The 24,974-nt window shown below is 65.0% G+C and carries 29 protein-coding genes; 18 read left to right on the top strand and 11 right to left on the bottom strand.

Annotation, left to right across the window (positions count from 1 at the left end):
* Positions 1 to 12: 12 nt before the first annotated feature.
* The 6 genes from tsaB to miaB all read left to right on the top strand — a co-directional run bounded on the left by tsaB (position 13) and on the right by miaB (position 4,708).
* Positions 13 to 669: a tRNA (adenosine(37)-N6)-threonylcarbamoyltransferase complex dimerization subunit type 1 TsaB gene (gene tsaB / locus Y88_RS13640; RefSeq protein WP_008070235.1), complete on the top strand. Its 657-nt coding sequence runs from the start codon at positions 13 to 15 to the stop codon at positions 667 to 669.
* Positions 670 to 688: 19 nt separating this feature from the next.
* Positions 689 to 1,159, top strand: coding sequence for a GNAT family N-acetyltransferase (locus Y88_RS13635; protein ID WP_008070234.1), 471 nt, complete (start codon positions 689 to 691; stop codon positions 1,157 to 1,159).
* A gap of 205 nt (positions 1,160 to 1,364) precedes the next feature.
* Positions 1,365 to 1,805 (top strand): MucR family transcriptional regulator, encoded by a 441-nt coding sequence (locus tag Y88_RS13630; protein ID WP_008070233.1) that lies wholly within the window; start codon positions 1,365 to 1,367, stop codon positions 1,803 to 1,805.
* A 232-nt stretch (positions 1,806 to 2,037) separates the two neighbouring features.
* The gene (locus tag Y88_RS13625; RefSeq protein WP_008070232.1) at positions 2,038 to 2,460 is read left to right on the top strand and encodes a Fur family transcriptional regulator; all 423 of its coding nucleotides are present in this window, start codon (positions 2,038 to 2,040) and stop codon (positions 2,458 to 2,460) included.
* Positions 2,450 to 3,313, top strand: coding sequence for a lysophospholipid acyltransferase family protein (locus Y88_RS13620; RefSeq protein ID WP_008070231.1), 864 nt, complete (start codon positions 2,450 to 2,452; stop codon positions 3,311 to 3,313). Before Y88_RS13625 ends, Y88_RS13620 begins: the two co-directional genes overlap by 11 nt.
* 57 nt (positions 3,314 to 3,370) lie before the next feature.
* Positions 3,371 to 4,708 carry a tRNA (N6-isopentenyl adenosine(37)-C2)-methylthiotransferase MiaB gene (gene miaB, locus Y88_RS13615; protein ID WP_008070229.1) on the top strand — a complete coding sequence of 446 codons (1,338 nt, stop codon included), beginning with the start codon at positions 3,371 to 3,373 and terminating at the stop codon, positions 4,706 to 4,708.
* 57 nt (positions 4,709 to 4,765) lie between these two features.
* Here miaB and Y88_RS13610 read toward each other — a convergent pair whose 3' ends face one another.
* Positions 4,766 to 4,981 carry a hypothetical protein gene (locus tag Y88_RS13610; RefSeq protein WP_008070228.1) on the bottom strand — a complete coding sequence of 72 codons (216 nt, stop codon included), beginning with the start codon at positions 4,979 to 4,981 and terminating at the stop codon, positions 4,766 to 4,768.
* 311 nt (positions 4,982 to 5,292) lie between these two features.
* On the opposite strand from Y88_RS13610, the gene Y88_RS13605 reads away from it, so the two are divergent.
* The 5 genes from Y88_RS13605 (at position 5,293) to Y88_RS13585 (ending at position 9,351) form a co-directional block, all read left to right on the top strand.
* Positions 5,293 to 6,408, top strand: a complete 1,116-nt coding sequence (locus tag Y88_RS13605; RefSeq protein WP_008070226.1) for a PhoH family protein — start codon at positions 5,293 to 5,295, stop codon at positions 6,406 to 6,408.
* Positions 6,405 to 6,899 (top strand): rRNA maturation RNase YbeY, encoded by a 495-nt coding sequence (gene ybeY, locus Y88_RS13600; protein ID WP_008070225.1) that lies wholly within the window; start codon positions 6,405 to 6,407, stop codon positions 6,897 to 6,899. The genes Y88_RS13605 and ybeY overlap by 4 nt, the downstream gene beginning before the upstream one ends.
* A 143-nt stretch (positions 6,900 to 7,042) precedes the next feature.
* Positions 7,043 to 7,981: a hemolysin family protein gene (locus Y88_RS13595; protein WP_008070224.1), complete on the top strand. Its 939-nt coding sequence runs from the start codon at positions 7,043 to 7,045 to the stop codon at positions 7,979 to 7,981.
* A gap of 60 nt (positions 7,982 to 8,041) precedes the next feature.
* Positions 8,042 to 8,923 (top strand): LysR substrate-binding domain-containing protein, encoded by an 882-nt coding sequence (locus tag Y88_RS13590; RefSeq protein WP_008070223.1) that lies wholly within the window; start codon positions 8,042 to 8,044, stop codon positions 8,921 to 8,923.
* Positions 8,923 to 9,351 (top strand): hypothetical protein, encoded by a 429-nt coding sequence (locus Y88_RS13585; protein ID WP_018075457.1) that lies wholly within the window; start codon positions 8,923 to 8,925, stop codon positions 9,349 to 9,351. The genes Y88_RS13590 and Y88_RS13585 overlap by 1 nt, the downstream gene beginning before the upstream one ends.
* Here Y88_RS13585 and arsB read toward each other — a convergent pair.
* Genes arsB through Y88_RS13570 form a run of 3 tightly spaced genes read right to left on the bottom strand, consistent with a single transcriptional unit; the run spans position 9,341 to position 11,204 of the window.
* Positions 9,341 to 10,408, bottom strand: a complete 1,068-nt coding sequence (gene arsB, locus Y88_RS13580; protein WP_008070221.1) for an ACR3 family arsenite efflux transporter — start codon at positions 10,406 to 10,408, stop codon at positions 9,341 to 9,343. The two genes, Y88_RS13585 and arsB, sit on opposite strands and share 11 nt — an antisense overlap.
* On the bottom strand, positions 10,405 to 10,839 hold the full coding sequence (gene arsC, locus Y88_RS13575; RefSeq protein ID WP_008070220.1) for an arsenate reductase (glutaredoxin): 435 nt from the start codon (positions 10,837 to 10,839) through the stop codon (positions 10,405 to 10,407). The genes arsB and arsC overlap by 4 nt, the downstream gene beginning before the upstream one ends.
* The gene (locus Y88_RS13570) at positions 10,836 to 11,204 is read right to left on the bottom strand and encodes an ArsR/SmtB family transcription factor (protein WP_008070219.1); all 369 of its coding nucleotides are present in this window, start codon (positions 11,202 to 11,204) and stop codon (positions 10,836 to 10,838) included. The genes arsC and Y88_RS13570 overlap by 4 nt, the downstream gene beginning before the upstream one ends.
* A 97-nt stretch (positions 11,205 to 11,301) precedes the next feature.
* On the opposite strand from Y88_RS13570, the gene Y88_RS13565 reads away from it, so the two are divergent.
* Positions 11,302 to 12,357, top strand: coding sequence for an NAD(P)H-dependent flavin oxidoreductase (locus tag Y88_RS13565; protein WP_018075458.1), 1,056 nt, complete (start codon positions 11,302 to 11,304; stop codon positions 12,355 to 12,357).
* On the opposite strand, the gene Y88_RS13560 is transcribed toward Y88_RS13565, so the two are convergent.
* From Y88_RS13560 to Y88_RS13550, 3 genes are all read right to left on the bottom strand, one after another.
* On the bottom strand, positions 12,346 to 12,798 hold the full coding sequence (locus Y88_RS13560) for a GNAT family N-acetyltransferase (RefSeq protein WP_008070217.1): 453 nt from the start codon (positions 12,796 to 12,798) through the stop codon (positions 12,346 to 12,348). The two genes, Y88_RS13565 and Y88_RS13560, sit on opposite strands and share 12 nt — an antisense overlap.
* A 67-nt stretch (positions 12,799 to 12,865) precedes the next feature.
* Positions 12,866 to 14,407: an acetyl-CoA hydrolase/transferase family protein gene (locus tag Y88_RS13555; RefSeq protein ID WP_008070216.1), complete on the bottom strand. Its 1,542-nt coding sequence runs from the start codon at positions 14,405 to 14,407 to the stop codon at positions 12,866 to 12,868.
* Between the two features lie 198 nt (positions 14,408 to 14,605).
* A complete protein-coding gene (locus tag Y88_RS13550) occupies positions 14,606 to 15,061 on the bottom strand; it encodes a peptidylprolyl isomerase (protein WP_008070214.1) in 456 nt (151 codons plus the stop codon).
* A gap of 130 nt (positions 15,062 to 15,191) precedes the next feature.
* On the opposite strand from Y88_RS13550, the gene mgtE reads away from it, so the two are divergent.
* Together mgtE and Y88_RS13540 are read left to right on the top strand one after the other, a co-directional pair.
* A complete protein-coding gene (mgtE, locus tag Y88_RS13545; protein WP_008070212.1) occupies positions 15,192 to 16,619 on the top strand; it encodes a magnesium transporter in 1,428 nt (475 codons plus the stop codon).
* 44 nt (positions 16,620 to 16,663) lie between these two features.
* A complete protein-coding gene (locus Y88_RS13540) occupies positions 16,664 to 17,056 on the top strand; it encodes a DUF1489 family protein (protein ID WP_008070210.1) in 393 nt (130 codons plus the stop codon).
* Here the strand turns inward: Y88_RS13540 and Y88_RS13535 are convergent.
* The 4 genes from Y88_RS13535 to Y88_RS13520 are packed head-to-tail and all read right to left on the bottom strand — an operon-like array spanning position 17,033 to position 21,065.
* Complete coding sequence (locus Y88_RS13535; protein WP_008070194.1) at positions 17,033 to 17,764, bottom strand: DsbA family oxidoreductase; 732 nt, start codon at positions 17,762 to 17,764, stop codon at positions 17,033 to 17,035. The two genes, Y88_RS13540 and Y88_RS13535, sit on opposite strands and share 24 nt — an antisense overlap.
* On the bottom strand, positions 17,749 to 18,639 hold the full coding sequence (nudC, locus tag Y88_RS19730; RefSeq protein WP_008070193.1) for an NAD(+) diphosphatase: 891 nt from the start codon (positions 18,637 to 18,639) through the stop codon (positions 17,749 to 17,751). The genes Y88_RS13535 and nudC overlap by 16 nt, the downstream gene beginning before the upstream one ends.
* Positions 18,636 to 19,976 carry a serine hydrolase domain-containing protein gene (locus tag Y88_RS13525; protein ID WP_008070192.1) on the bottom strand — a complete coding sequence of 447 codons (1,341 nt, stop codon included), beginning with the start codon at positions 19,974 to 19,976 and terminating at the stop codon, positions 18,636 to 18,638. Before Y88_RS13525 ends, nudC begins: the two co-directional genes overlap by 4 nt.
* A gap of 18 nt (positions 19,977 to 19,994) precedes the next feature.
* The gene (locus Y88_RS13520; protein ID WP_008070191.1) at positions 19,995 to 21,065 is read right to left on the bottom strand and encodes an A/G-specific adenine glycosylase; all 1,071 of its coding nucleotides are present in this window, start codon (positions 21,063 to 21,065) and stop codon (positions 19,995 to 19,997) included.
* Between the two features lie 29 nt (positions 21,066 to 21,094).
* Between Y88_RS13520 and Y88_RS13515 the strand changes: the two genes are divergently transcribed.
* The 4 genes from Y88_RS13515 to Y88_RS13500 form a co-directional block, all read left to right on the top strand.
* Positions 21,095 to 21,727: a DUF721 domain-containing protein gene (locus Y88_RS13515; RefSeq protein ID WP_050805635.1), complete on the top strand. Its 633-nt coding sequence runs from the start codon at positions 21,095 to 21,097 to the stop codon at positions 21,725 to 21,727.
* Positions 21,728 to 21,788: 61 nt separating this feature from the next.
* Complete coding sequence (locus Y88_RS13510) at positions 21,789 to 22,508, top strand: DsbA family protein (protein ID WP_008070189.1); 720 nt, start codon at positions 21,789 to 21,791, stop codon at positions 22,506 to 22,508.
* A 101-nt stretch (positions 22,509 to 22,609) separates the two neighbouring features.
* On the top strand, positions 22,610 to 23,377 hold the full coding sequence (locus tag Y88_RS13505; RefSeq protein WP_008070188.1) for a thioredoxin domain-containing protein: 768 nt from the start codon (positions 22,610 to 22,612) through the stop codon (positions 23,375 to 23,377).
* A gap of 57 nt (positions 23,378 to 23,434) precedes the next feature.
* Positions 23,435 to 24,974 (top strand): AAA family ATPase (locus Y88_RS13500; RefSeq protein WP_157132661.1); only part of this gene is annotated, 1,540 nt, incomplete at its 3' end.

The following is a 24,974-nucleotide window of genomic DNA, read 5'->3' as shown; positions in this document are numbered from 1 at the left end:
CCTGACCCAGAAATGCGCGTTCTTGTCATCGACAGCGCGACGGAAGCCTGTTCCGTCGCTCTTTTCGAGAACGGACAGGTTGTCGCGGGCGAATGCCGTCAGCTCGGACGGGGACATGCCGAACACCTCGTACCCATGATCGCCGCCCTGCCCGGATCGGGGCGCGCCGAGCGGATCGCGGTCAATGTCGGCCCCGGCAGCTTTACCGGTATCCGCGTCGGCCTTGCCGCCGCACGCGCGCTCGGACTTGCCTGGAACGCTTCCGTCGTCGGCTATGGCTGCCTCGATCTCGTTGCGGCGATGGCCCGCGAGCAGCACCCCGACACCGCTATCGACATCGTCATGAGCGGCGGCCACGGCGAATGGTTCTTCCAGCCTTTCGGACCGGACGGGCGCGCCCTTGCCCCGACCGTATCGCTCGTGCCCGATGCTGTCATTGCCGCCACGCGCGCGCCGCTCGTCGCGGGCAGCCAGGCCGAAGCGGTCGCCACGCGCAACGGCGCCCACGCTTTGCCGCTGTGGCCCGATGCCCGCGCCTTTGGCGCACTCGACGAACACGCCATGATCGACGATCCCGCGCCGATCTACGGCCGCGCGCCCGATGCGCGTCTGCCCCAACCTCGCCAACAAGCCTCTCGCCCTGAACAGGGCCCTACGCTTTCGGCCTGATCTCACGGAGAGAGACCTGGTGCTTCCCCCGCTCGACGATGTCGACCGTATCATGGAAGTCATGCAAAGCGCGTTCCCGCCCGAATACGGAGAGGCGTGGAACCGTCGTCAGGTCAGCGACGCCCTGCTGCTGGCGGGAACCCATCACGAACTGATTGCATCGGACGGGTCCGATCGCCCCGAAGCGGGCAAGGACACTGCGGGCTTTTACTTGTCGAGAGGCCTCTTCGACGAAGAGGAACTACTCCTTTTCGCCATTGCACCTGCGCACAGGCGAAAAGGGCTGGGACACATCCTGCTCAAAAGGTTCATCGAAAGCGCGCGGCAGCGCAACAAGAAACGCCTCTTTCTCGAGATGCGGCGAAACAATCCCGCAGGCGTTCTTTATGCAGCACACGGCTTTCAACCGATAGGAATTCGGCCTCGGTATTATCGCGCATTGAACGGAGATCGGATCGACGCGATAACCCAGGAACTCGTTATCGAATGAAATCTGCCAGAAAACGCATCGAATGTGAAAATTTCGTCATTTTCCATATTGCGCAAGTCTGGAAGTATTGTGTATTGATTTCTTCGGTCTATATGGCCCAAACATAATGGGACTGGAAAGCCTGAGTCAGGCAAAAAAGCCAGAAACAACAATCATCTGGCCAACAACATAAAAGCAACTTCAACAGAAAGAAGGTCGGTTCGCAATGTCTGAAACTGAAAACGATCTGCGCGAGACGCTGATCACCCTCACCTCCGATATCGTTGCAGCGCATGTCAGCAACAACAGCGTCAGCGTTGGCGACCTGCCGTTGCTGATCAGCAACGTCTACACTGCGCTTGCGGGTCTCAAGCCTGCAGAAGCCGCTGTCGAACCGACGCCGGAACCGGCTGTTTCGATTCGTGCTTCGGTGAAGAATGATCACATCATCTGCCTCGAAGACGGGAAGAAGCTGAAGATGCTCAAGCGGCATCTCGCCACCCGCTACAACATGACCCCCGAACAGTATCGCGCGCGCTGGAACCTGCCCGCCGACTATCCGATGGTCGCTCCGGCCTATGCCGAAAAGCGCCGCGAACTGGCCAAGAAGATCGGCCTCGGCCGCAAGCCTGCGCCCAAGCGCGGTCGCGGCAAGGCTGCTGCCTGAACCCTTCGCCCGGATCATTTCCGGACGATGATACTGCCCGGCGCGCTTGCGTGTCGGGCAGTGTCGTTTATGGGGCTCGCAACCGCGCGGCCTTGATGTCGGCACCGATTCCCGGAAATCCGGACATGACCCGAAGGTCCGGGTCACCCCGGACCTTTCGGATCGGACTGCCGGTTGCAGTCTTTGCTCGCGGGCTTATCATTGGCGCGCCCAGAAATTACGCGGAACGATCGTGCACCAGCCTATCGACATTGAAGCTCTCTGCGCCGAACGCGGCCTTCGCATCACCGATCAGCGTCGCGTGATCGCCCAGGTCCTGTCGGAAAGCGACGACCATCCCGATGTCGAGAAACTGCACGAGCGGGCCGTTGCCCGCGACCCGCGCATCTCGATCGCTACCGTCTATCGGACCGTCCGCCTGTTCGAGGAAGCGGGCATTCTCGACCGCCATGACTTCGGCGACGGTCGCGCCCGTTACGAGGCGACGCCCGAAGCCCACCACGACCACCTCATCGACGTTGAATCCGGCAAGGTCATCGAATTCGTGGACCCCGAACTCGAAGCCCTGCAGCGCCAGATCGCCGAAAAGCTCGGCTATCGCCTCGTCGACCACCGCATGGAACTTTACGGTGTCAAGCTCGATCGTGAAGCTTAAGCCCCGGCGCCACCGCAAGGTCGGCCCGGAACGAGGCGAACCGATTTCCTGGGCAGGCTGGATGCGCATCGTCCTGCGCGGGATCGGCCTGCTTCTCGCCCTGCTCGTGTGCGTGCCGCTGCATTACGTCTATCGCACGGTCCATTACGGCTCGCCCTTTCCAAAGATTTTCCTGCGCATTGCCTGCCGCCTGTGCGGTGCGCGCCTGAAAGTGCATGGCGTCCCGTTGAAGCGCGATGTGTTCTTCATCGCCAACCACCTGTCGTGGATCGACATTCTCGCCCTCGGCGGGGCGAGCGGCACGGCGTTCGTCGCCAAGGCTGAACTCGCCACCGCACCGATGGTCGGCTGGCTCGCGCGCATCAACCGCACGGTCTTCGTCACGCGCGAGGATCGCATGGGCGTTGCCGATCAGGTCAATCGGCTGAAGGAAGCCTTGGCCGACAACTGGTCGATCACCGTCTTCCCCGAAGGCACGACCACCGACGGCAAGTCGCTGCTGCCGTTCAAGACCTCGATGCTGCGCGTGCTCGAACCGCCGCCCGCCGGTGTGCTCGTGCAACCGGTCGTGCTCGACTACGGTGGGGACATCGGCGAATGGCTCGGCTGGATCGGCACCGAAGCGGGCGTCGACAATGCCAAGCGCATCCTCGCTCGCCGCGGTTCGTTCAAGCTGGAAGTATTCTTCCTCGAGCCCTTCGACCCGCGCGACCATGCCGGGCGCAAGGCGATTGCCGCCGAAGCGCGCCGCCGCATCCTGCCTGCACTCGAAGCGCGTCTCGGCCATCAGGTTCGCCCCTTTGCCCATACCGTGGCGCCGGTCGGCTATGCGCCGCCCGAACAGGCGGCCTGACCCCGCAACAGCGCCGCTCTTCTAAATCCGGCGATTCTCGCGTATGGGGCGGCGCCTATGAGTTCCGACACCACGCCCCGCACTTTTCACGTCAAGAGCTTCGGCTGCCAGATGAACGTCTATGACGGCGAGCGCATGGCCGAATTGCTCGCCGCCCAAGGCATGACCGCCGTCGACGAGCGCGAAGCGGCCGATCTTGTCGTGCTCAACACCTGCCACATTCGCGAAAAGGCGACCGAAAAGGTCTATTCCGACATCGGCCGTCTGCGCCGCGAGGACGGCTCCAATCCGCTGATCGCGGTTGCGGGCTGCGTCGCCCAGGCCGAAGGCGAGGAAATCATGACCCGCGCGCCGCAAGTGCGCGTCGTCGTCGGCCCGCAGGCCTATCACCGCCTGCCCGACATGGTGGCCGCCGCCGCATCGGGCACGCGCGAAACCGAAACCGATATGCCGGCGGAAGCGAAATTCGCGGCCCTCCCTCAGCGGCGCAAATCGGGCCCCTCGGCGTTCCTCACCATTCAGGAAGGCTGCGACAAGTTCTGCACCTATTGTGTCGTGCCTTATACGCGCGGCGCGGAAATCTCGCGCCCATACGCCGATCTGGTCGAGGAAGCGCGACTTCTGGTCGAAGGCGGCGCGCGCGAGATCACCTTGCTCGGACAAAACGTCAACGCCTGGCACGGCGAAGACGACAAGGGCCGCACGATCGGCCTTGCCGGGCTTGCCGCCGAACTGGCGCGCCTGCCCGACCTTGCCCGCATTCGCTATACCACCAGCCACCCGGCCGACATGGACGACGCGTTGATCGAGGCGCACGGCACCAATGACAAGCTGATGCCGTTCCTGCACTTGCCTGTGCAGTCGGGCAACGACCGCGTGCTCAAGGCGATGAACCGCAGCCACAGCGCGGAAAGCTATCTGAAAATCATCGAGCGCGTGCGCGCCGCGCGGCCCGACATCGCGCTCTCGGGCGATTTCATCGTCGGCTTTCCCGGCGAGACCGAAGCAGAATTTGCCGACACGCTCGCCCTGATCGATGCGACCCGCTACGCGCAAGCCTTCAGCTTCAAGTATTCGCCGCGTCCGGGAACCCCCGCTGCGACGATGGACGATCAGATTGCCGCCGAAATCATGGACGACCGCCTCAAGCGGTTGCAGACGGCAATCACCCGCGACCAGCTGGCCTTCAATCGCGCCTCGGTCGGAAAGCGGTGCCAGGTCCTGATCGAACGACGGGGACGCCAGCCCGGTCAATGGCTGGGCAAGTCGCCCTGGCTTCAATCGGTCCACTTTACCGATGAAGCCGCCATCGGCGATCTGGTCGAAGTCGAACTGATCGAAGCAGGCCCCAATTCGATCGCCGGACGCCGGATCGACAGCACGCCAGGCGCATGAACGCAAACGCCGCGCCCGGGAAGGGGGCACGGCGTGCGACATGCCGAACAGGAACCGTCAGTGGCGGTGCTTGCGCTGTTCCTGCTTGTGCTTGTGATGCACGACCACGGCATGACGATGGCGGGCCGCTTTGTGACGGGCAACGACGTGATCGCGATGGGCCGACGCGGTGGGATGAGCCTGGGCGGGCGGCGGCGCGGCATGAGCCAGCGCGGGAGCCAGCGAGAGAACCGCAGCAGCAGCGGCCAGAGCCCCGAGAACGGACGAACGCATGATCTATCTCCTTGTGTTGCCACAGTCCGGCAACGCCCTCTGGATGCCACGCGGCAACTGAACGGTCACCTGACGAAGCACGCAGAAATCGTTCAAAACTGTCGCGCCGCCGCGACAGACGTAACGGCGCGGCCCATCCCCGATCACTCCTGACGCATCATGCCGGTGCAAAATCCGGTGCAAAATCCAGGCCGAATACGATCTTTTCGCGCAGTGATGACTTGCGCCTGCCACAACGGGGCATAATCTTGATCCTGTGCCTCGACGGCGCGACGCGCCGGGCGGGACACGCACACAAACAAGGGAGACGCATGGCCCGCAAGTTCCCCCGCGCCTCGATCGAGACGCATCGCGATCACGGTGGCGTTGCCACCGGGCACTATGGAGCGACCCACGAAGGGGATCATCGCGGCGACCGGCAACGTCGCGCCCGGACCGAAATAGAGTTCGAGGAACAGACGATGCTGGGCGCGCTGTTCGGCCAGTTCGACACCAACCTCGTCCAGATCGAGAACCGGTTGGGCGTCTATATTTCGGCCCGCGGCAACAAGGTCCAGATCGAGGGCCCCGAGGATTCGGTTGCCCGCGCCCGCGATGTACTCAAGGGAATGCAGCAACGCCTCATGTCCGGCTTTGAAATCGATACCGGCGCGGTCGAATCGCTGATCGCGATGTCGAGCGAACCGACTCTGGAAGGGATCATCACCGGCGCCCCCCAAGGCACGCCCCCGATCATGATCCGCACCCGCCGCAAGACGATTGTGCCGCGTTCGGCGACGCAGATCGAATACATGCGCTCGCTGGTCCGTGACGACGTGATCTTCGCGCTCGGCCCGGCCGGGACCGGCAAGACCTATCTCGCCGTGGCACAGGCCGTCGCGCAATTGATGAACGGCTCGGTCCAACGGCTGATCCTGTCGCGTCCGGCGGTCGAGGCGGGCGAGCGACTGGGCTTCCTGCCCGGCGACATGAAGGAAAAGGTCGATCCCTATCTGCGCCCGCTCTACGACGCGCTCTACGACTGCATGCCGCCCGAACAGGTCGAACGCCGCATCGCCTCTGCCGAAATCGAAATCGCGCCGATCGCGTTCATGCGCGGCCGCACGCTGGCCGATGCTTTCGTCATTCTCGACGAAGCGCAGAACACCACGCCTGCGCAGATGAAGATGTTCCTCACGCGCTTTGGCCAGAACAGCCGCATGGTCATCTGCGGCGACCCGCGTCAGGTCGACTTGCCCGGCGGCACTGCCGCGAGCGGCCTTGCCGACGCGGTCCGCCGTCTCGAAGGGGTGGAAGGGATCGGCACGATCCGCTTCAGCACGGCCGACGTCGTGCGCCATCCCATCGTCGGCCGCATCGTCGAAGCCTATGAAGGCAAGGAAACGCAGCCGATCCTGCCCCGTGAAGAAGGAATTGGGCCGGAATGACCGCGCCGACACTTGAAATCGATATTGATCCGGTCTGGAGCGAAACGACCGATTGGGAAAATCTGGCCAATGCCGCTGCCCAGGCAGCGGCAAAGGTCGCCCCCGAACTGGCCCATGAAAGCATGCTGGTCAGCCTCGTCCTTGCCGATGACGAGGAAGTCCATGAATTGAACAAGCAATGGCGGGCCAAGGACAAACCCACCAATGTCCTCTCGTTTCCCATGCTTTCGCGCGAGGAAGTCCTGTCGGCGGCAGAGGCTCCCGATGCCCCGGCCATGCTCGGCGACCTCATCCTGGCCCACGGCGTCTGCGCACGCGAGGCGGTGGAAAAAGGCGTGACGCAGGACGCCCATACCAGCCACCTCATCGTCCATGGCCTGCTCCATCTTGCCGGGTACGACCACGAGACCGGCGAGGCCGATGCCGAGGAAATGGAAGGTCTGGAGCGGAAGGCGCTTGCGCTCCTGGGCATCGCCGACCCATATGCATGAATTCAACGCCTGATCCGACGCAACGGCTTTCCCGAATTTCGGGGGCTGTCCCGAATTTCGGGCCGGAGCTTCGGATCGGGCATGGTCCCGCCGGGCGGCCTGTCGCCGCGCCGTGCATCAGTCTTGCAGGGGAGTTCAGCAAAGTGCCCGAGGGCAACGGGTCCGGCGGCGAGAGCCGATCGGGCGAAGGCGAGAGTAGCCACGCGCTCTGGCGCACTCTGAAGGCGTTTTTCCGGGGATCCGATCCCGATCAGTCGCTGCGCGCGCAGATCGAGGAGGCGATCGAGGAACACGAAGGCGATCCGGCCCAGACGGTCGACGCCAAGGGCGATCTCCTGCCGCTCGAACGGCAGATGATGAAGAACCTTCTGCATTTCAGCGAACACGACGCCGACGACGTCGCCATTCCGCGTGGCGAGATCGTGGCAGTCCCATCGACGGCCAGTTTCGCCGAACTGGTGGCGGCCTTTGCCGAACACGGCCACAGCCGGATGCCTATCTATCGCGAATCGCTCGATGAAGTAATCGGCATGGTCCACATCAAGGACGTGTTCCCGATCGTTGCCGACATGGCGCTCAAGGGGCGCGGCGGGCCGACCGACTGGTCGAAGCTGATGCGCCAGCCGCTGTTCGTGCCGCAGGCACGCGGCGCTCTCGACGTGCTTGGCGACATGCGGTCGAGCCGCACGCACCTTGCCATCGTCATCGACGAATATTCGGGCACCGACGGGATCATCACCATCGAGGATCTGGTCGAGGAAATCGTCGGAGAGATCGAGGACGAGCACGACGACGCCCCGGTCGACCTGTTGCGCCGGATCGATGCCGACACCTGGGACGCCGATGCGCGGATCGAACTCGACGAAGTGGGCAAAAGGGTAGATCCCCGGCTTGCCATCACCGACGAGGATGTGGATACGCTCGGCGGGCTGGCAGTGATGCTGGCGGGCGAAGTGCCGCCGGTGGGGCGTGTGCTGGACCACGAAAGCGGCTGGAAGATCGAAGTGACGGACGGCGACGAGCGGCGGTTGACACGACTGCGCCTCCATGCCCCCGTTTCGGGCGACGATAGCGGAGAGTAAGGGGCGGGGAATGATCGACAGGACCGGCGATATACGGCCGGCAGGCAAGGCGAGCGCGCGATGATCCGTCGCCTCCCTCCCCTGCGTTCGCTCGAAGCCTTCATTCGTGTCGTCCGTGCGGGGTCTGCCAAGACCGCCGCAGCCGAGCTTGCGCTCAGCCCCTCCGCCCTGTCGCGCCGCCTCGGCGCGCTGGAGGAATTCGTCGGAAAGCCGCTGTTCGAACGCAAGCATCAGGCCCTGAAACTGACCGATGACGGCCAAGTGCTCTATGACGCGGTCGCCCCGCTGATCGACGAGATGGCCGATCGCATCGACCGCCTGATCGATACCGGCAAAGTCATGCGCCTGCGTCTGGGCGTCCTGCCCCTGTTCGGCAGCCAGCGCCTGTTCCCGCGCCTTGGCGAACTGCGCAAGATGCATCCCCAGCTGCACATCGACATCGACAGCGGACACGCGGCCGAAACCAAGCTGGGCGATACCATCGACGCGGCGATCATCCTGTCGGAAGGGCCGGACGCCTCGCTCCATGCCGTCCGGCTCGACCACAACCGCGTCTATGCCATCGCCAACAAGGAAATGGCCGCCTATCTGGGCGACAAGCCCGATATCGAGAAACTGGCGAAGCAGACGTTCCTCGTCCACAACGACCTTCCGGCCAGTTTCGAGGCGTGGAAGCGCACGCTTCACCTCGATGGGCTGCAACCGGCCGCCGTCGACCATTTCGATTCCGGGCAGCTCATTCTCGAAGCCGCAGCGCAAGGCCTCGGCATTGCGATCATGCACGACGATCACTTCACCCGCAGCCACGACACCCGTCTGGCCCGCGTCTATCAGATCGAAGTGGACAGCCCCTACAGCTACTGGTTCGTCTGTCGTCCGCGCGCCCTGCAATCGCGGCCGGTGCGCCTGTTCCACGACTGGATGATCAAGGCCGGATTGTAATGGCAAAAAGCAGTGTTGCCGTACGCCCGGTTCAACGGGTTCGCATCTATGTTCCCGTGGCCGAGGCCACGCTTGCCGCGCTGATCGCGGGGGACCGCAGCGCGCTCGACCGCGACCCCACCTTTGCCGCCATGCAGCAGGTGATCCGCGACGAACCCGCGCTCGGGGATTTCGGCACCTATCAGGGGGTCGCCGAAATCGGACTGGGCTGGGAAACGTTCGCGCCGACACCGGGCGCCAATCCCACGCTGGGCACGCCGGGGGAAACCAGCGTGTCCCCGACCGTGACGCTGACCACCTGGATCAACGATCTGGCCGCGCCCGAGCAGATCGAGGCCGCCCTTGCCGCGCTGCTCGCGGCCCATCCGTGGGAAGTCCCGGTCATCGAAATGACCGAGACCCGCATGTTGGTGCGCCCTATCCCCTGAGCTCGGCGGGCAGGGTGTCGGCGAACCAGCGCCGACCGATCCAGTGCGCCACATTGACCAGCGAAATCATCACCGGCACTTCGACCAGCGGCCCGATCACGGCGGCAAAGGCAACATGGCTGCGCAGGCCGAAGGTCGCGATGGCCACTGCAATCGCCAACTCGAAATTGTTGGACGCAGCCGTGAACGACAGCGCGGTTGCGCGCGGATAATCGGCCCCGACCAACCGGGCGAGCGCAAAGGCGCTGAGGAACATCACGAGGAAAAAGATCACCAGCGGCACCCCGACACGCAGCGTGTCGAAGGGCAGCGCGAGGATTTCCCCGCCTTTCAGGCTGAACATCGCGACGATCGTGAACAGCAGCGCAACGAGCGTCATCGGCGCGATCGCGGGCAGGAAGTGCCCTTCGTACCAGTCCCGCCCCTTGTGCGCGACCAGAGTGCGCCGGACCGTGTAGCCCGAAATGAACGGCACACCGAGGTAGATCAGCACGGCACGCGCGATGTCGAGGAACGAGACCTGCACGACATGAGCCTCGAGACCGAACAGCGGCGGCAGCTTGGCCAGCAGCAACCAGGCGTAAGGCGTGTAGAAGACGATCTGGAACAGCGAATTGAACGCCACCAGCGCCGCGACATAATGCGGACTGCCGCTGGCAAGCTGGTTCCACACCAGCACCATCGCGATGCACGGTGCAATCCCGATCAGGATCAGGCCGGTCATGTATTCGGGCCGATCGGGCAGGAACAGCACCGCCAGCGCGAACATCAGCATCGGCCCGACGATCCAGCACAGGACGAACGAGAGGCCAAGGATCTTTCCGTCGCGAAAGGCTTCGCCCAGTTCCTCGTACCGGACTTTGGCGAGCGGCGGGAACATCATCAGCACGAGACCGATGGCGATGGGAATATTGGTGGTTCCGACCGACAAACTGTCGATCAGATGCGGCAATCCGGAAAAGACCGAACCAAGGGCCAGTCCCAGCGCCATGGCCAGGAAAATCCACAAGGTGAGATAGGTGTCGAGAAACGACAGGCGACGGCCGGATGCGCTCATGATTGCACCACCCGTTGTCCTTGCGCGTCGACGACCTGCTCGCCGTCTTCCTTGGCAAAGGCCCCGCGTTGTTCGCCCGGGATCAGGTCCAGCACTTCTTCGGAAGGACGGCACAGCTTCACGCCCAGCGGCGAGACCACCAGCGGCCGGTTGATGAGGATAGGATGCGCCATCATCGCGTCGAGGATCTGCCCGTCGTCGAGATCGGGATTGTCGAGCCCGAGTTCGGCATAAGGCGTGCCCTTTTCGCGCAGCAAGGCGCGCGGGGCGATCCCGGCCCGCGCGATCAGGCTTTCGAGCAGGGCACGCGACGGCGGCGTTTTCAGATATTCGACCACATGCGGTTCGATCCCGGCATTGCGGATCATCGCCAGCGCATTGCGCGACGTCCCGCATTCGGGGTTGTGATAGATGACGATGTCGACAGTCATGCCACGTCCTTCGCGTGATCGACGGGGCGGCAGACATCGCCCCCGTCGCTGGAAATACCCTCGCAGGAAACCCCGCCGCAGCAGTTCTCGGTGAGATAGCCGAGCAGCCCGTTCATGGCGGAATAGTTGGCGGAATAGATGATCAGCCGACCCTGTCGCCGCTGGGTCACGAGGCCCGCGACCGTGAGCGCGGCCAGATGAAAGCTCATCGACGAGGACACGACGCCCAGCCGCTCGGCAATGACACCGGCAGGCAAGCCATCCGTCCCGGCCTGAACGAGCAGGCGATAGGCAGCGAGGCGATGCTCTTGCGCAAGGGCGCCGAGCGCGCGGACAACCGCATCGGACTCCATCATCATCTCCATGATTCGATAACTATCGAAATATGAAATCATGATGAGCCGGTCAAGGCCGCAGGTGGGAAGCCTTTACCCTGTCGCCCGGCTCGGACAGAATGACCGCATGGACTTCCTCGCGCGCCTCGGCCTTTCGCTCCCCCTCGTGCAGGCTCCGATGGCTGGAACCTCCACCCCCGCCCTTGCCGCAGCAGTGTCGAATGCCGGGGCACTCGGTTCGATCGCGGTGGGGGCGACGGACGCGGCAGGCGCCCGCTCGATGATCGCCGACCTCAAGGCCCGCACGGACCGCCCCTTCAACGTCAATTGCTTCGTCCATGCGACGCCCCGGCCCGATCCCGTGCGCGAAGCAGCGTGGATCGAGGCCCTGCGCCCCAGTTTCGCGCAATTCGGCGCCGAACCGCCCCGGACCCTGCGTACGATCTATCGCAGCCTGGCCGACGATCCGGACATGTTCGACGTGCTGCTCGAAACCCGCCCGGCCGTCGTCAGCTTTCATTTCGGACTACCGCGTGCCTCGTGGCTCGAAGCCCTGCGCGCGACCGGGGCCTTGCTGATGGCAACCGCCACCAATCTCGACGAGGCCTGCGCCATCGAAGCGGCGGGGATCGATGTCGTCGTCGCACAAGGCATCGAAGCGGGCGGCCATCGCGGTCAGTTCGATCCCGACGTGCGCGACCCCGGCCTCGGCACTTTCGCGCTCGTCCGCCTGCTCACCGCCAAGATCGGCATTCCGGTCATCGCCGCCGGAGGGATCATGGACGGAGCGGGCATTGCCGCCGCGCTCGATCTCGGAGCGGTGGCCGCACAGATGGGAACGGCATTCATCGGCTGCCCGGAATCGGCGGCGGACGCGGCCTATCGCGCGGCACTCGCCAGCCCTGCGGCGTTCGACACGCAATTCACCACGCTCATTTCCGGGCGCCCGGCCCGCGCGCTCGCCAACCGCTTTACCGCTCTTGCCGATACACTCGGCGGATGCCTGCCGCCCGCCTATCCGATTGCCTATGACGCCGGAAAGGCTCTCAATGCCGCAGCCAAGGCGGCCGGGGAACACGGGTTCGGCGCGCAATGGGCGGGACAAGGCGCCCCCCTTGCCCGCGCCTTGCCCGCAGCCGAACTTGTCGCCGAACTGGCCCGCGAACTCGCCCTAGCCCAATAGCTTGCGGTACTGCACGAAGCCGGAGCGATCGGCGATGCGGTCATAAAGCTGCATCGCGTTCGTGTTGGTCTCGTGCGTCAGCCAATGGACGCGCGAGCAGCCCATCGCGGCGGCTTCGGCATAGACATGCTCGATGAGACGCCGCCCGAGCCCGAGCCCACGCGCCGCTTCCTCGACATAGAGATCCTGAAGGTAGCAATAGTCGCCCGTCGTCCAGGTGGAGCGATGGCGGATATAGTGGACCAGCCCCAGCGCCTCGTCGCCGCGCCAGGCGATCGCGGCCCACATCGGTTCGGCCGGGTCGAGCAGACGCCGGAACGTCTCTTCGGTGACTTCAGGGGCGATCTCGACGCGATAGAACCGCTGATACCCCTGCCATAAACGAAACCACCGGGAGTGGTCGCCCACCCCCGGTGCTTTCAATTCGATTTCTGTCGTCATGCGCGGCTCTTTCCCTCTGCGGTCGTCACATCCGTGATAACCGCAGGAGACCGCTACGCAATCACGATCAGGGAAGCATCGAACCCGTTTCGACGAAACGCTGGTGCCACGAGAGCGCTTCGTTGAGGAGCGAGGGCGAATGCTTGCCGTACGAACCGTGGAGCGCACGGGCGTAGTAGTCGGCGAGCATGTCGCGGTACGCCGGATGGACGCAGTTCGCGATGACCTTTTCGGCGCGCTGCTTGGGCGCGAGGCCGCGCAAGTCGGCGAGCCCCTGATCGGTCACGATCACCTGGACGTCCTGGTCGATGTGGTCGACGTGGCTGACCTGCGGCACGATCGTCGAGATCTTGCCGCCCTTGGCAGTCGAAGGCGCCATGAAGATCGAGATGTAGGCGTTGCGGGCGAAGTCGCCCGAACCGCCGATCCCGTTCTGGATGCGGCTGCCCATCAGGTGAGTCGAGTTCACGTTGCCGTAGATGTCGGCTTCGATCATGCCGTTCATGGCAAGGCAGCCCAGACGACGGACGAGTTCGGGGTGGTTGCTGATTTCCTGCGGACGCAGGATGATCCGGTCGCGGTAACGCGCCATGTCGTTGTTCAGCATTTCCGCAGCTTCGGGGCTCAGCGAGAACGCCGTGCACGAAGCCATCGTCAGCTTGTCCGCTGCGAGCAGCTCGAGCATCCCGTCCTGCAGCACTTCGGTGAACGAAGTCAGCTGCTCGAACGGGCTGTCGAGCAGGCCATGGAGCACCGCGTTCGCGATGTTGCCCACGCCCGACTGGATCGGCAGCAGTTCCTTGGGGAGGCGACCCACCTTCACTTCATGCGCGAAGAACTGCATGAGGTGGCCGGCGATCTTGAGCGCGGCATCGTCGGGAGCCTTGAACGGCGCGTTGCGGTCGGGGATGTCGGTCGGAACGACGGCGACGACCTTCGAGGGATCGACGCGGAACGTGGGCTGACCGATGCGGTCCTGCGGACGGACCAGCGGGATCGGAACGCGGTTCGGCGGCAGGGCCGTACCGTAATAGATGTCGTGCATCCCTTCGAGCGATGCGCTCTGCCAGGAATTGACTTCGAGGATGATGCGATCGGCGCGGTCGAGCCAGGTCTTGTTGTTGCCGACCGACGAGGAAGGCACGATCGAACCGTCGGGCAGGATCGCCGAAACTTCGACCAGCGCGACGTCGAGCGGCCCAAGGAAGCCCTGCCAGGTTGCCGGCGCGACCTGCGAGAGGTGCATGTCGACATACTGCATGGTGCCCGCGTTGATCTGTTCGCGCGCGATCGGGTCGGAGTTGTAGGGCAGACGGAAATCGATGCCCTTTGCCTTGGCAAGAGCGCCGTCGAGTTCAGGACCGGTCGAAGCCCCGCTCAGCACGCGGATCTTGAAGTTGTCACCCTTGGCCTGGGCTTCCTCGATCTGCGCGGCGAGTGCCTGGGGCACGGCCTTGGGATAGCCGGCACCGGTAAAGCCGCTCATGCCGACGGCGTCGCCGGACTTGATGAGCGAGGCCGCCGCAGCGGCGTCCATCACTTTCGACTGGTAATCGGGATGGGCGATGCGGGCGTTGGTCGCCGCGGATTCAGTTGCGGAAATCGTCATCGTTCAGGGCGCCTTTGACAAGGATGCTGATGTGACTGGGTGGTCAAAATCGCCCATATGTCGGCGTCAGGACCTAGACGACTTATACCTCAGTCGTAGATCAGCACATTTATCACAAATGTAATTGCGGTTTTTGCAATCACAGAAACCTGTGCCGGTGACGCACTCGAGAGCCATGTCACCGGCAAGGTGCCGAAATCAGGCTTCGACGATCGTTGCCTTGCGGATCACGCCCGGGTTCGCCGGCGGTTCGCCCTTGGGCAGCGCGTCGATGTGTTCCATGCCGCTTTCGACTTCACCCCAGACGGTGTACTGGCGGTCAAGGAAGCGCGCGTCGTCGAAACAGATGAAGAACTGGCTGTTGGCCGAATGCGGATACTGCGTCCGGGCCATCGAGCACACGCCGCGCACGTGCGGGTGGGCGTTGAATTCGGCCTTGAGGTCGGGCTTGCTCGACCCGCCCATGCCGGTTCCGTTGGGGCAACCGCCCTGCGCCATGAAGCCGGGAATGACGCGGTGGAACTTCACCCCGTCGTAAAAGCCTTCCTTGGCCAGTTCCTTGATCCGCTCGACGTGCCCGGGAGCCAGGTCCGGAAAGAGCTTGATCACGACGTCGCCCGAGTCGAGCGAGAGTACCAATTTTTCTTCTGCCATGGGGTCGATCCTCTTGGTTTGGTCGCCGGTATAGGCGCTTTCACGCGGATGTCGATAAGCCCCGCGCGAGCCCCCGGTTTCGCCGCCAAGGCGGTTGCTTTTGCCCGGCCATCGCCTATCCCGGACGACAATGGAGCCACTTGACGATCATGTCCGGGATCTGATCCCGCTCGCCGCAGATGCGGGTGAAGAGCATCACGAGCGGCTCGACGATGAATCCAATACGCTCAAGCCTTCGTTCATCCGCCAAGTCGCCGAAGCGCTCGACCATCACGAGACCGACCGGGTCTATGCGCTCGTCGAACCGCTCCATCCGGCTGACATCGCCGACCTTTTCGAACTGATCGAGCCTGATTACCGGGCCGAACTCGCCCGCGCGATCACCGACCTGCTCGGTTCGGACGTGATGGCCGAGATGAACGACTGGGTCCGCGACGACCTGGTCGAGGAACTCGATCCCGACGAAGTCGCCGAACTTGCCGAACAGATGGAGACGGACGACGCCGTCGCCCTGATCGAGGATCTCGACGCCAAGGACCGCGCGGCGGTTCTGGCGGAAATGGAACCGACCGAGCGTGCCGCCATCGAAAGCGCGCTCGCCCACCCGCACGAGTCCGCCGGCCGATTGATGAGCCGGGAGTTCATCTCGGTCCCCGAGCACTGGACCGTGGGGGAACTCACCGACTATCTGGGCCGCAAGAGCGACCTGCCCACCGAATTCTGGGAAGTGTTCATCGTTGATGAGCGCCACCACCCGGTCGGCACTTGCGCGCTTTCGTGGATCTTGCGCACGCCCCGCAATGTTGCCCTGTCCGACGTCATGAAGCGGGACCAGACCCTGATCCCGGTGACGATGGATCAGGAAGAAGTCGCGCTGCGCTTCCAGAAATACGCGCTGATCTCGGCGGCCGTGGTCGATCCGGCCGGGCGTCTCGTCGGCCAGATCACGGTCGATGACGTCGTCCACATCATCCAGGAAGAAGCGGGCGAGGACGCCCTGCTGCTGTCGGGTGCAGGCGACGGGGACATCAACGAACCGCTGCCGCGCACGATCCGCACCCGCATGTTGTGGCTCTTCGTCAATCTGGGCACGGCCATTCTCGCTTCGAGCGTGGTTGCGCTGTTCGAAGGGACGATCGCCCGACTGGTCACGCTCGCCGTGCTGATGCCGATCGTGACCGGCATGGGCGGCAATGCGGCGACCCAGACGATGACCGTGACGGTGCGCGCGCTTGCCACCAATCAGCTGACCAGTTCGAACACCTGGCGCATGATCGTGCGCGAATGGTGGATCGCCAGCGCCAATGGCCTTGGCCTGGGCGCACTGATGGCGCTGGGGTGCCAGCTCGTCTATCACGACTGGTGGCTGTCGTTCGTCCTTCTGCTGGCGATGGTGCTCAACAGCCTGAATGCCGGACTTTCGGGCGTGCTGATCCCGATCGTGCTCGACCGGCTGCGCATCGACCCGGCCGTCACCTCCACCGTGTTCGTGACGACGATGACCGACACGTTCGGCTTCTTCTTTCTCGGCCTTGCCGAACTTTTCGCCCTGCACTGATAGTCAGGTTCCGTACCGCCCTTTTTCGCACGATCCGCACCATCATGCCGCTCAACATGACCAAAGTCGCCTATGGGGCGCAATCGCTGGCCGAAATCCACGGCTGGTTCGACAATCGCGGGCCCGAGGCGCGGCTGACCACGCGCAACCTGCCGCGCCGTCATGCCGAGATGATCGGCGGATCGCTCTACTGGATCTTTCGCCACCAGTTGGTCGCCCGCTCGGAAATCCTGGGGTTCGAGGAAGCCCCCGATGGACGCACGGTGATCGTCATTTCGTCCCGGCTGATCGAAGTCCACCCCCGCCCCCGCCGCGCGCATCAGGGCTGGCGCTACCTCGAAGAGAGCGAAGCCCCGGCCGATCTCGGCGAAGGGGAAAGCGGCGAAGTACTTCCCCCCGACCTTGCCGGAGAGCTATCCCGCCTCGGCCTGGTCTGAAGCCGGGCCACTTGGCTCCAGCGCGCGACGGATCACCTGGGCATATGTCGCCGGATCCTGCGCGCCGGGAACCATATAGCGGCCGTTGACGATCATCGCGGGAACCGCCGTGATGTTGAGATCACGGGCATATTGCTCACCCGCCGCAACAATGGCGTCGATCTCGTGGTCGGCCAGAGCCGCGCGGGCCTCGTCCGCGTCCATCCCGACCTGCCCGGCAATGTCCACCAGCACTTCGGGATCGGAAACATTGCGCCGCGCCTGGAAATGCGCGTCGAACAGGGCCTGTTTCAGCCGCCCCTGCATATCCGGCCCGTGATCGCGCAAGGCTTTGACCAGCAGCCTGTGCGCAGCCCGGGTGTTCCACATCATCGCGGGCGGGGGGTCGCCCGGCCCCACATAATCGAACGAATATCCCGCACTCGCCCCGATCTCGCGCAGCCGTTCACGTCCGGCCTCCGCTTCCTCGACCGTGCGGCCATATTTGCGCATGATATGCGACCGCTGTTCCTCGCCGTCGGGCGGCATGTCGGGATTGAGCTCGAAAGGATGAAAGCGGATCGTCGCCCGCACGTCGTCGGCCATTCCGGCAAGAGCCTGGTGAAGCTGGCTCGTCCCGATCACGCACCACGGACACATGACGTCCGACCAGATGTCGATGGCAATGGCCCGGGGGCCAAGAGCAGACGGGGTCACGAATTCACCCACGTCGTAAGCAGGTGGCGCGCCACCGCATGGGGCGGCGGCGCCCCGAATGCGGCATCGGGCTCGCCCCGCAAGGCCGCGACGACATCCGCGCGGCTGAACCAGCGTGCGTCGTCAAGCTCGGTCCGGTCGATGGAAAGCTCGTCGCTTTCGGCAAAGGCATGGCACGCGATCATCAGCGAAGAGGGAAACGGCCAGGGTTGGCTGGCGACATAACGAACGTCGCGCACGCGAATGCCCGCTTCCTCGAAAATCTCGCGAGCGACCGCCTCCTCCACCGTTTCCCCCGGCTCGACGAAACCGGCAAGCGCGGAATAGCGGTTGGGCGGAAAGCGCGGCTGGCGTCCGAGCAGGAGCCGCCCGTCATGTTCGACCGTCATGATCGTGACCGGATCGACGCGCGGGAAATGCTCGGCCGCACAGGCCGGATTGGTACAGCTGCGTTGCCATCCACCCTTGGCCAGGCGGGTGGCATGGCCGCAACGCGCGCAGAACCGATGCCGGGCATGCCAGTCGACCAGCGCCTTGGCCCCGCCATAAACGGCAAGATCCCCCGGCGAGAGCATACCCATGACCTGCCACAGGCGGGGATCGGGCGGCGCAGTGCTGCCCGTTCCCACCAGAGCCGGATCGACCGCCGCGAAACAGGCGCGTCCATCGGCCGAAAGCCCCAGAAAGACGAGCTCGGCCCGTTCATCCGCTTCGGCCAGAGTACCCCATTCGAGTTCGCCGTCCGAACCGATCACCGGGGCAAGGCCGTCCAGCCGCAAGAGGCGCGCACGCCAGTTGGTCAGCGCGGCAAGCTTTTCAGGATCGCTGCGGACATGATCGGCGCGATCGAGCACCGAGCCCGAAAAGGCAATGATCTGTTCACTCATGATGGGACCTTTGCTGCGGGCAGGTCCGCGCGGACTGCCAGCGGGAATTCCTTGGGCGCCTTCAGCACGCCGGGCGGCATGAATTGTGCGTAGAAGCCTGCGCGCAGGCCCGCGCGATAATTGATGAAGCCGACGGTCCCCGCTGCCCCGGCCCAGCCATATGTTCCAGCGTCCGCCCCGCGTCCGACTTCGCCACCTGCACCGAAACCGAAATTGCCCTCGCCGATCGGGCCCGTGTCGATGCCCGGCGGCAACAGGTCGCTGGTCCCCAATCGCACCGCTTTCTCGCTCATCACCCGGCGTCCCCGGATCGTGCCGTATCCCAGCAGCATTTCAAGAAACCGGTCGTAATCGCGCGGGGACGTCACCAACCCCGCCCCGCCGAAAGGATAGGCCGGAGCATCGAGATAGACCGAGGTCGGCGCCGGATCGAGCGGCACGAGATGGTCGGCAACGACCGCGTAATTGGTCGTCAGCCGCTCCCTGTTCGCCGGAGCGACGCGAAAGCCCGAACTGGTCATGCCGCAAGGGCCGAAAATCCGGTCGGCCAGAAACCGGTCGAGCGGTTGCCCCGTCACCAGCTCGATCACATGGCCGAGAAGGTCGAGCGAGACCGAATAGGACCAGGTCGTCCCCGGTTCATAGACCAGCGGCATGTCCGCCAGCCGGTCGGCAAAGGCGGCGAGGCTCGGCAAAGGATGGGGCGTCGTGAAATTGGGAACCGGGATCCGGCTCACTTGCGCAGGCACTAGTCCGGCCGCTTCATACGCGGCCTTGATCGGCCCTTGCTGGGTGATCGTATAGCCCAGCCCCGAGGTGTGCGTGAGCAAGTGACGAATGGTGATCGCCGTCCTTGCCGGGCGCAGGTCGGTCATCGACCCGTCGGGCTTCACTTGCACCTGCATCCGGGCGAATTTTGGCAGGAAATCGGCAAGCGGCTGATCAAGCTGCATTTTGCCTTCGTCGATCAGCATCATCACGCCCATGCCGGTGATCGGCTTGGTCATCGAATAGGCGCGAAACAGGCTGTCGGCATCGATGCCGCGCGGATCGCCCAGCGTCCCCACCCCGCGCGCAATCGTCACCGGCGCCTCGGTCCCACGCCCCATCAAAGCGACCGCCCCGGCAAGTTTCCCCGCGTCGACATATCCGGTCACCAGCCGCGCCACATGCGGCCACTGCCCCGCTGCCGCAGAGTCCGTCGCCGCAAACAGGGATCGCGGCAACAGCCCCGCGCCCCCTGCCAACAGGGCAATGCCAAGCAAGCCACGCCGCGACAGCATGGGCTGAGACAAAAGATCGGAGCAAGGCGAGGAAAGGCTATCGGACCGGCTCATTTCCTGGGGGTCTTTCCTTCAGGATCGTTCGGAGAGCGCGAGCCGGGCGGCCTTGGCGAACACGGTCGGCAACCCGGCCTCGTCCAGACGGACTAGCGGCCAGAACTCACCCTCTTCCGGCGGCAATTGGTGAACCATTTCCGCCGCATCGCAAAGCATCAATTGCAATTCGAGATCGAAATGCGTGAAACCGTGGCGGACGACCCCGCCCGATCGCCATGGTCCCGCGACAGGCCCTTCGCCGTGACCGTCGGCCCGCGCATGCCAGCCATCGTCGGGAAGCGCGCGCATACCGCCCAGCATTCCCTTGGCCTCGCGGCGCACGAACCAGACCGCCCCCTCCCGCTCGATCCAGAACACGCGCCCTTTCCGGGTCGGCTTGGGCTTTTTCGGCGTCTTGGCGGGAAGCGCTTCGGCAATGCCCGCAGCCTCGGCCCGACACGCCCCGCGCAAGGGGCACAAGAGGCAACGCGGCGAGCGCACGGTGCACACCGTTGCCCCCAGATCCATCATGGCCTGTGCGAAATCGCCCGCCCGGACCGGTGGCGTGATCGTCGCGGTCGCCTCCCGGATCGCCGGGCGCGCGCCGGGCAAGGGATCGGTGATCGCAAAAAGACGCGCGACGACGCGTTCGACATTGGCATCGACCACTACGGCGGCTTCGCCAAAGGCAATCGCGGCAACCGCCGCTGCCGTATAGGCGCCCAGCCCCGGCAACTTGCGCAAGTCCGCCTCGGTCGAGGGAAAACCGCCCAGCCGCACGACTTCGCGGGCACAGGCGACCAGATTGCGGGCCCGGCTGTAATAGCCCAGCCCAGCCCAGGCAGCCATGATCTCGGCCTCGTCGGCAGCGGCCAGATCCGCGATCGTCGGCCAGCGCCTGGTAAAACGCTCGAAATAGGGCCCCACGGCCGCAACCGTCGTTTGTTGCAGCATGACTTCGGACAACCACACGCGATAGGGATCGGGCGGCGGGGCTCCGGGCGGCGCGCGCCAGGGCAGGCTCCGCGCATGGGCATCGTACCAGGCCAGAAGGGCCGGAGCGATTGCAAAGGATGGGGACGCTTTCGTCTCGGCGCTGGCTTGCATGGCCTGCCTATGGCATGGGGCGCAGCGTGATGGAACGCGATCGCAAGGGCACAACTGACAAAGCTGCGGGCGGCAAAGTGCCCGGCGCCAAGAGCGCCGAGCGCAAGGGCGCGTCCTTGCGCACTTATGAGCGTCCGCGCGGCGGCGAAGCGCGCATGATCGGCGACCTGATGCCCACCATCGGACGCACCGCCTTTCGCCGCTTCGGCTTTGTCCAGTCGAGCGTGGTGACGCGCTGGCCCGAAATCGTCGGCGTGGCCCATGCCCGCCACTGCACGCCCGAATCGATCCGATTTCCCCCCGGTGAGAAATCGGAAGGCATTATGCAGTTGGTCGTCAGCCCCGGCCATGCGCCGCTGATCCAGCATGTCATCCCCGAGATCATCGAGCGGGTGAACCGGTTCTTCGGCTATCGCGCCGTTGCCAAGATCAAGATGCGGCAAGGCGCGGTTCAGGCTCCGCGTGGCAGCGAACCACGTAACCCCGGAAAAGGCCAACCGCCGCCCTCGCTCAAGCCGGTTCCGCTCGAACTGGGCGACAGCCTGCGCGACGTGGGCGATCCGGAACTGCGCGCGGTGCTCGAATCGCTGGCGCGCAGCCTTGACCGGGTGGCAACGGAAACCGACGAAGCGCGCAGGGGCCGCGCGCCGAAAATCGGCTGATCGTACGAAGGGCAAAAGGCGGACGATGCCGCCTCGGGGTTAATCAGGACGGGAATTGCCGATGCAGAGATTGCTGAAATCGTTGGTGCTTGTGCTGGCCGGGCTCGGCAGTCTTGCCCTGCTTTCGGGCGCAGGACGCCCCCAGCCCCACGCCGCCCCGCAAGTGGGCAACTGGAACGCGACCGTGACCCGCACGGCGCAGGACAGCTACATTCTCGGCAATCCGGCAGCCCCGGTAAATCTGGTCGCCTATATCAGCTATACCTGCCCCCATTGCGCCGCGTTCGAAGCGGAAGCGGAGGCCCCCATGCGCATCGGCATGATCGCGCCGGGCAAGGGTTCGTATGAAATCCGCCCGTTCATGCGCAATCCCATCGACATTGCCGTCGCGCTCCTGGCCGAATGCGGTCCTCCCTCGCACTTTTTCGCCAACAACCAGGCCTTCTTTGCCAGCCAGAGCGAATGGATGGCCCCGCTCGGCAATCTGACCGATGCGCAGAAGGCGCGCTGGTCGAACCCCGATTTCGGCGCGCGCATGCGGGCGATGGCGTCCGACCTCGGGCTTTACAAGATCATGGAACAGCGCGGCTATGACCGCGTCACGCTCGACCGCTGCCTTGCCAACAAGCCGCTGGCCGAACGCATTGCCAAGCATACGCAGGATGCCGTCGAAAAGGACTTCGTGCAGGGAACCCCGGCCTTTCTTCTCAATGGCGTGCCGCTGGCCGGGACTTATACCTGGGAAGCCTTGAAGCCCCAGCTCGACGCCCGCCTGCGCTGACCCTCTCCCCAATCCGGGCAGGGCACGCTAGAACCCCTGGCATCAGAATCCCTGGCACCCCTGCCCTTCTTCCGCTTCATGCACCGGAAAGCCGACCACCCATGACTTCGATCCGTCCTGCATACCTGCGCACCGCTCTTGCCCTTGCCCTGACGCCGCTCGCGCTCGGCCTTGCCGGTTGCGGCAAGAAGGATACCACCGCCGCTGTCGTTGCCGACGCCCCGCTGCCCAAAGTGGCCGCTCCTGCGGGCAAGCAGTGGAGCGATGTCATGGTGGCAACGCCCGAAGGCGGCTATCGCATGGGCAACCCCGACGCACAGCTCAAGCTGGTCGAATACGGCGCGCTGTCGTGCTCCCACTGCGCCGCCTTCTCGTCCGAAGGCTTCCCCAAGCTGCGCGACGACTATGTGAACTCGGGCCGGGTCAGCTACGAACTGCGCTTCTTCATGCTCAACCCGCTCGACGTTCCCTCGGTTCTGCTCGCGACCTGCGGCGGCGCGGCGGACACGGTGATCCCGATGGCCGAGCAATTCTGGGCATGGCAGCCCAACATGTTCAACAATCTCAAGGCCTCGGGCGACGGCACCTTGCAGCAGGTGCAGAACCTGCCCGCCAACCAGCGCCCGACCGCGATCGCGCGCCTGACGGGTATGAACGACTTCTTTGCCCAGCGCGGGATTCCGACCGGACAAGGCGCAACCTGCCTTTCCGACGTGGGCAAGGCGACCGCGCTCGCCACCGCCACCGAAAAGGCGACCAAGGATTTCAACATCACCGGCACGCCGACGTTCATCCTGAACGGTCGCAATCTCGACGTCGCCAGCTGGGACGCACTCGAACCCCTCCTGCAGAAGGCCGGCGCGCGCTGATCCCGCAAGGGAGCAGCCGCTCGATCTTGCACTGACGGGAGGCCGGGGGAGCGAGCCATGCAGTTCAAGCGGCTCAAACTCTCGGGCTTCAAGAGCTTCGTCGAGCCGGCCGAGCTGCATATCGAACCGGGGCTGACCGGCATTGTCGGCCCCAACGGTTGCGGCAAGTCCAACCTGCTCGAAGCCATCCGCTGGGTCATGGGCGAAAGCTCGGCCAAGGCGATGCGCGGCGGCGGGATGGAGGACGTGATTTTCGCCGGAACCGCGCGCCGCCCGGCGCGCGATTTCGCCGAAGTCACTCTGGCCGCCGAAACCGACCAGCCCGGCCCATACGGCAACGATCTCGAAATCGTCCGGCGCATCGAACGCGGCGCGGGCTCGGCCTATCGCGTCAATGGCCGCGACGTGCGCGCCCGCGATGTCGCGCTCGTCTTTGCCGATGCCGCGACCGGCGCCCACAGCCCCGCCCTCGTCAGCCAGGGCCGCATCGCCGCCGTCATTGCCGCCAAGCCGACCGAGCGGCGCATGATGCTCGAAGAAGCGGCCGGGATCGCCGGGCTCCACGTCCGGCGGCGCGAGGCCGAAACCCGGCTGCGCGCGACCGAAACCAATCTGGCGCGGCTCGACGACCTTGTCGCGGGGCTTGAAACCCGGATCAACGCCTTGCGCCGACAGGCCCGCGCCGCCGAACGCTACAAGGCGCTGAGCGAGAAGATTCGTGTTGCCGAAGGGCAGCTTGTCTTTGCCCGCTGGCGCGACGCCGACCGCGCCGCCGAAGCCGCGCGCAAGGCCGCAAGCGATGCCGAGGCCGCCGTCATCGTCGCGCAGCAGGCCGCCGCCGATGCCCAGACCGCCCAGCACGAAGCCGCCGCCGCGCTTGCCGCCGCACGCGAGGAAGTCTTCGACCGCAGGCAGGACGCCGGAGCCCACGCGCAACGCATGGCCGGGCTTGCCGCCCAGCTCGAAGCTGCCGAAGACCGCCTTGCCGACATCGACCGGCAGATCGCCCGCATCGCCACCGACCGGGGGCAGGCCGACCGCATTTCCCACGATGCTGCCGATGCGCTCGCGCGCCTGACCGGCGATCTGGCAAAAACCGAAACGGACCTCAAGGACGAGGAAGAGCGCCGTCCCGAGGCCCGCTCCGCGCGCGACCGCGCCGAGACCCAAAGCCGGGAAGCCGAACTCGCGCTTGCCGCCGCCACGGCCGAACAGGCGGGGATCGATGCAGAATGGCGCGTTGCCGAGGCGGCCGTCACGGCGGCCCGCCAAAGGCTGACCCGCATCGATGCCGACGCGGCCCGTCACTCTGCGCAAGCCGATGCCCTTGCCCGCGAGCCCGATCCCGCCTTGCGCATGGCCGAAGCCGAAACGGCCCGCGACAAGGCGAGCGCAGCTCTGGCCGCTGCGCGCGAGACCCGCACGCGCCTCAACGAACGTCGCGAAACGCTGATCACCACGCGCGACAGCGCGGCGCAGGCGCTGGCCGCCGCTCGCGCCGACCTTGTCGGGATCGAACGCGAAGCCGATGCGCTCGCCCGCGACAAGGCGGCGCGCGACAAGGCCGCCGCCGCCAAGGGACGCGGCCCGACCGCGA

It is taken from the genome of Novosphingobium nitrogenifigens DSM 19370, assembly GCF_000192575.1.
Taxonomy (GTDB): Bacteria; Pseudomonadota; Alphaproteobacteria; order Sphingomonadales; family Sphingomonadaceae; genus Novosphingobium; species Novosphingobium nitrogenifigens.
The sequence above is the reverse complement of the archived record's forward strand: the minus strand, read 5'-3'. Positions and strand labels throughout refer to the sequence as shown.

What these genes read in the sequence shown, in the direction of transcription:
- tsaB (WP_008070235.1), top strand. Translation starts at nt 13, where the DNA reads ATGCGCGTTCTTGTCATCGACAGCGCGACGGAAGCCTGTTCCGTCGCT.
- Y88_RS13630 (WP_008070233.1), top strand. Translation starts at nt 1,365, where the DNA reads ATGTCTGAAACTGAAAACGATCTGCGCGAGACGCTGATCACCCTCACC.
- miaB (WP_008070229.1), top strand. Translation starts at nt 3,371, where the DNA reads ATGAGTTCCGACACCACGCCCCGCACTTTTCACGTCAAGAGCTTCGGC.
- Y88_RS13610 (WP_008070228.1), bottom strand. Translation starts at nt 4,981, where the DNA reads ATGCGTTCGTCCGTTCTCGGGGCTCTGGCCGCTGCTGCTGCGGTTCTC.
- Y88_RS13605 (WP_008070226.1), top strand. Translation starts at nt 5,293, where the DNA reads ATGGCCCGCAAGTTCCCCCGCGCCTCGATCGAGACGCATCGCGATCAC.
- ybeY (WP_008070225.1), top strand. Translation starts at nt 6,405, where the DNA reads ATGACCGCGCCGACACTTGAAATCGATATTGATCCGGTCTGGAGCGAA.
- Y88_RS13590 (WP_008070223.1), top strand. Translation starts at nt 8,042, where the DNA reads ATGATCCGTCGCCTCCCTCCCCTGCGTTCGCTCGAAGCCTTCATTCGT.
- Y88_RS13585 (WP_018075457.1), top strand. Translation starts at nt 8,923, where the DNA reads ATGGCAAAAAGCAGTGTTGCCGTACGCCCGGTTCAACGGGTTCGCATC.
- arsB (WP_008070221.1), bottom strand. Translation starts at nt 10,408, where the DNA reads ATGAGCGCATCCGGCCGTCGCCTGTCGTTTCTCGACACCTATCTCACC.
- arsC (WP_008070220.1), bottom strand. Translation starts at nt 10,839, where the DNA reads ATGACTGTCGACATCGTCATCTATCACAACCCCGAATGCGGGACGTCG.
- Y88_RS13570 (WP_008070219.1), bottom strand. Translation starts at nt 11,204, where the DNA reads ATGGAGATGATGATGGAGTCCGATGCGGTTGTCCGCGCGCTCGGCGCC.
- Y88_RS13565 (WP_018075458.1), top strand. Translation starts at nt 11,302, where the DNA reads ATGGACTTCCTCGCGCGCCTCGGCCTTTCGCTCCCCCTCGTGCAGGCT.
- Y88_RS13560 (WP_008070217.1), bottom strand. Translation starts at nt 12,798, where the DNA reads ATGACGACAGAAATCGAATTGAAAGCACCGGGGGTGGGCGACCACTCC.
- Y88_RS13555 (WP_008070216.1), bottom strand. Translation starts at nt 14,407, where the DNA reads ATGACGATTTCCGCAACTGAATCCGCGGCGACCAACGCCCGCATCGCC.
- Y88_RS13550 (WP_008070214.1), bottom strand. Translation starts at nt 15,061, where the DNA reads ATGGCAGAAGAAAAATTGGTACTCTCGCTCGACTCGGGCGACGTCGTG.
- mgtE (WP_008070212.1), top strand. Translation starts at nt 15,192, where the DNA reads ATGGAGCCACTTGACGATCATGTCCGGGATCTGATCCCGCTCGCCGCA.
- Y88_RS13540 (WP_008070210.1), top strand. Translation starts at nt 16,664, where the DNA reads ATGCCGCTCAACATGACCAAAGTCGCCTATGGGGCGCAATCGCTGGCC.
- nudC (WP_008070193.1), bottom strand. Translation starts at nt 18,639, where the DNA reads ATGAGTGAACAGATCATTGCCTTTTCGGGCTCGGTGCTCGATCGCGCC.
- Y88_RS13525 (WP_008070192.1), bottom strand. Translation starts at nt 19,976, where the DNA reads ATGAGCCGGTCCGATAGCCTTTCCTCGCCTTGCTCCGATCTTTTGTCT.
- Y88_RS13520 (WP_008070191.1), bottom strand. Translation starts at nt 21,065, where the DNA reads ATGCAAGCCAGCGCCGAGACGAAAGCGTCCCCATCCTTTGCAATCGCT.
- Y88_RS13515 (WP_050805635.1), top strand. Translation starts at nt 21,095, where the DNA reads ATGGAACGCGATCGCAAGGGCACAACTGACAAAGCTGCGGGCGGCAAA.
- Y88_RS13510 (WP_008070189.1), top strand. Translation starts at nt 21,789, where the DNA reads ATGCAGAGATTGCTGAAATCGTTGGTGCTTGTGCTGGCCGGGCTCGGC.
- Y88_RS13505 (WP_008070188.1), top strand. Translation starts at nt 22,610, where the DNA reads ATGACTTCGATCCGTCCTGCATACCTGCGCACCGCTCTTGCCCTTGCC.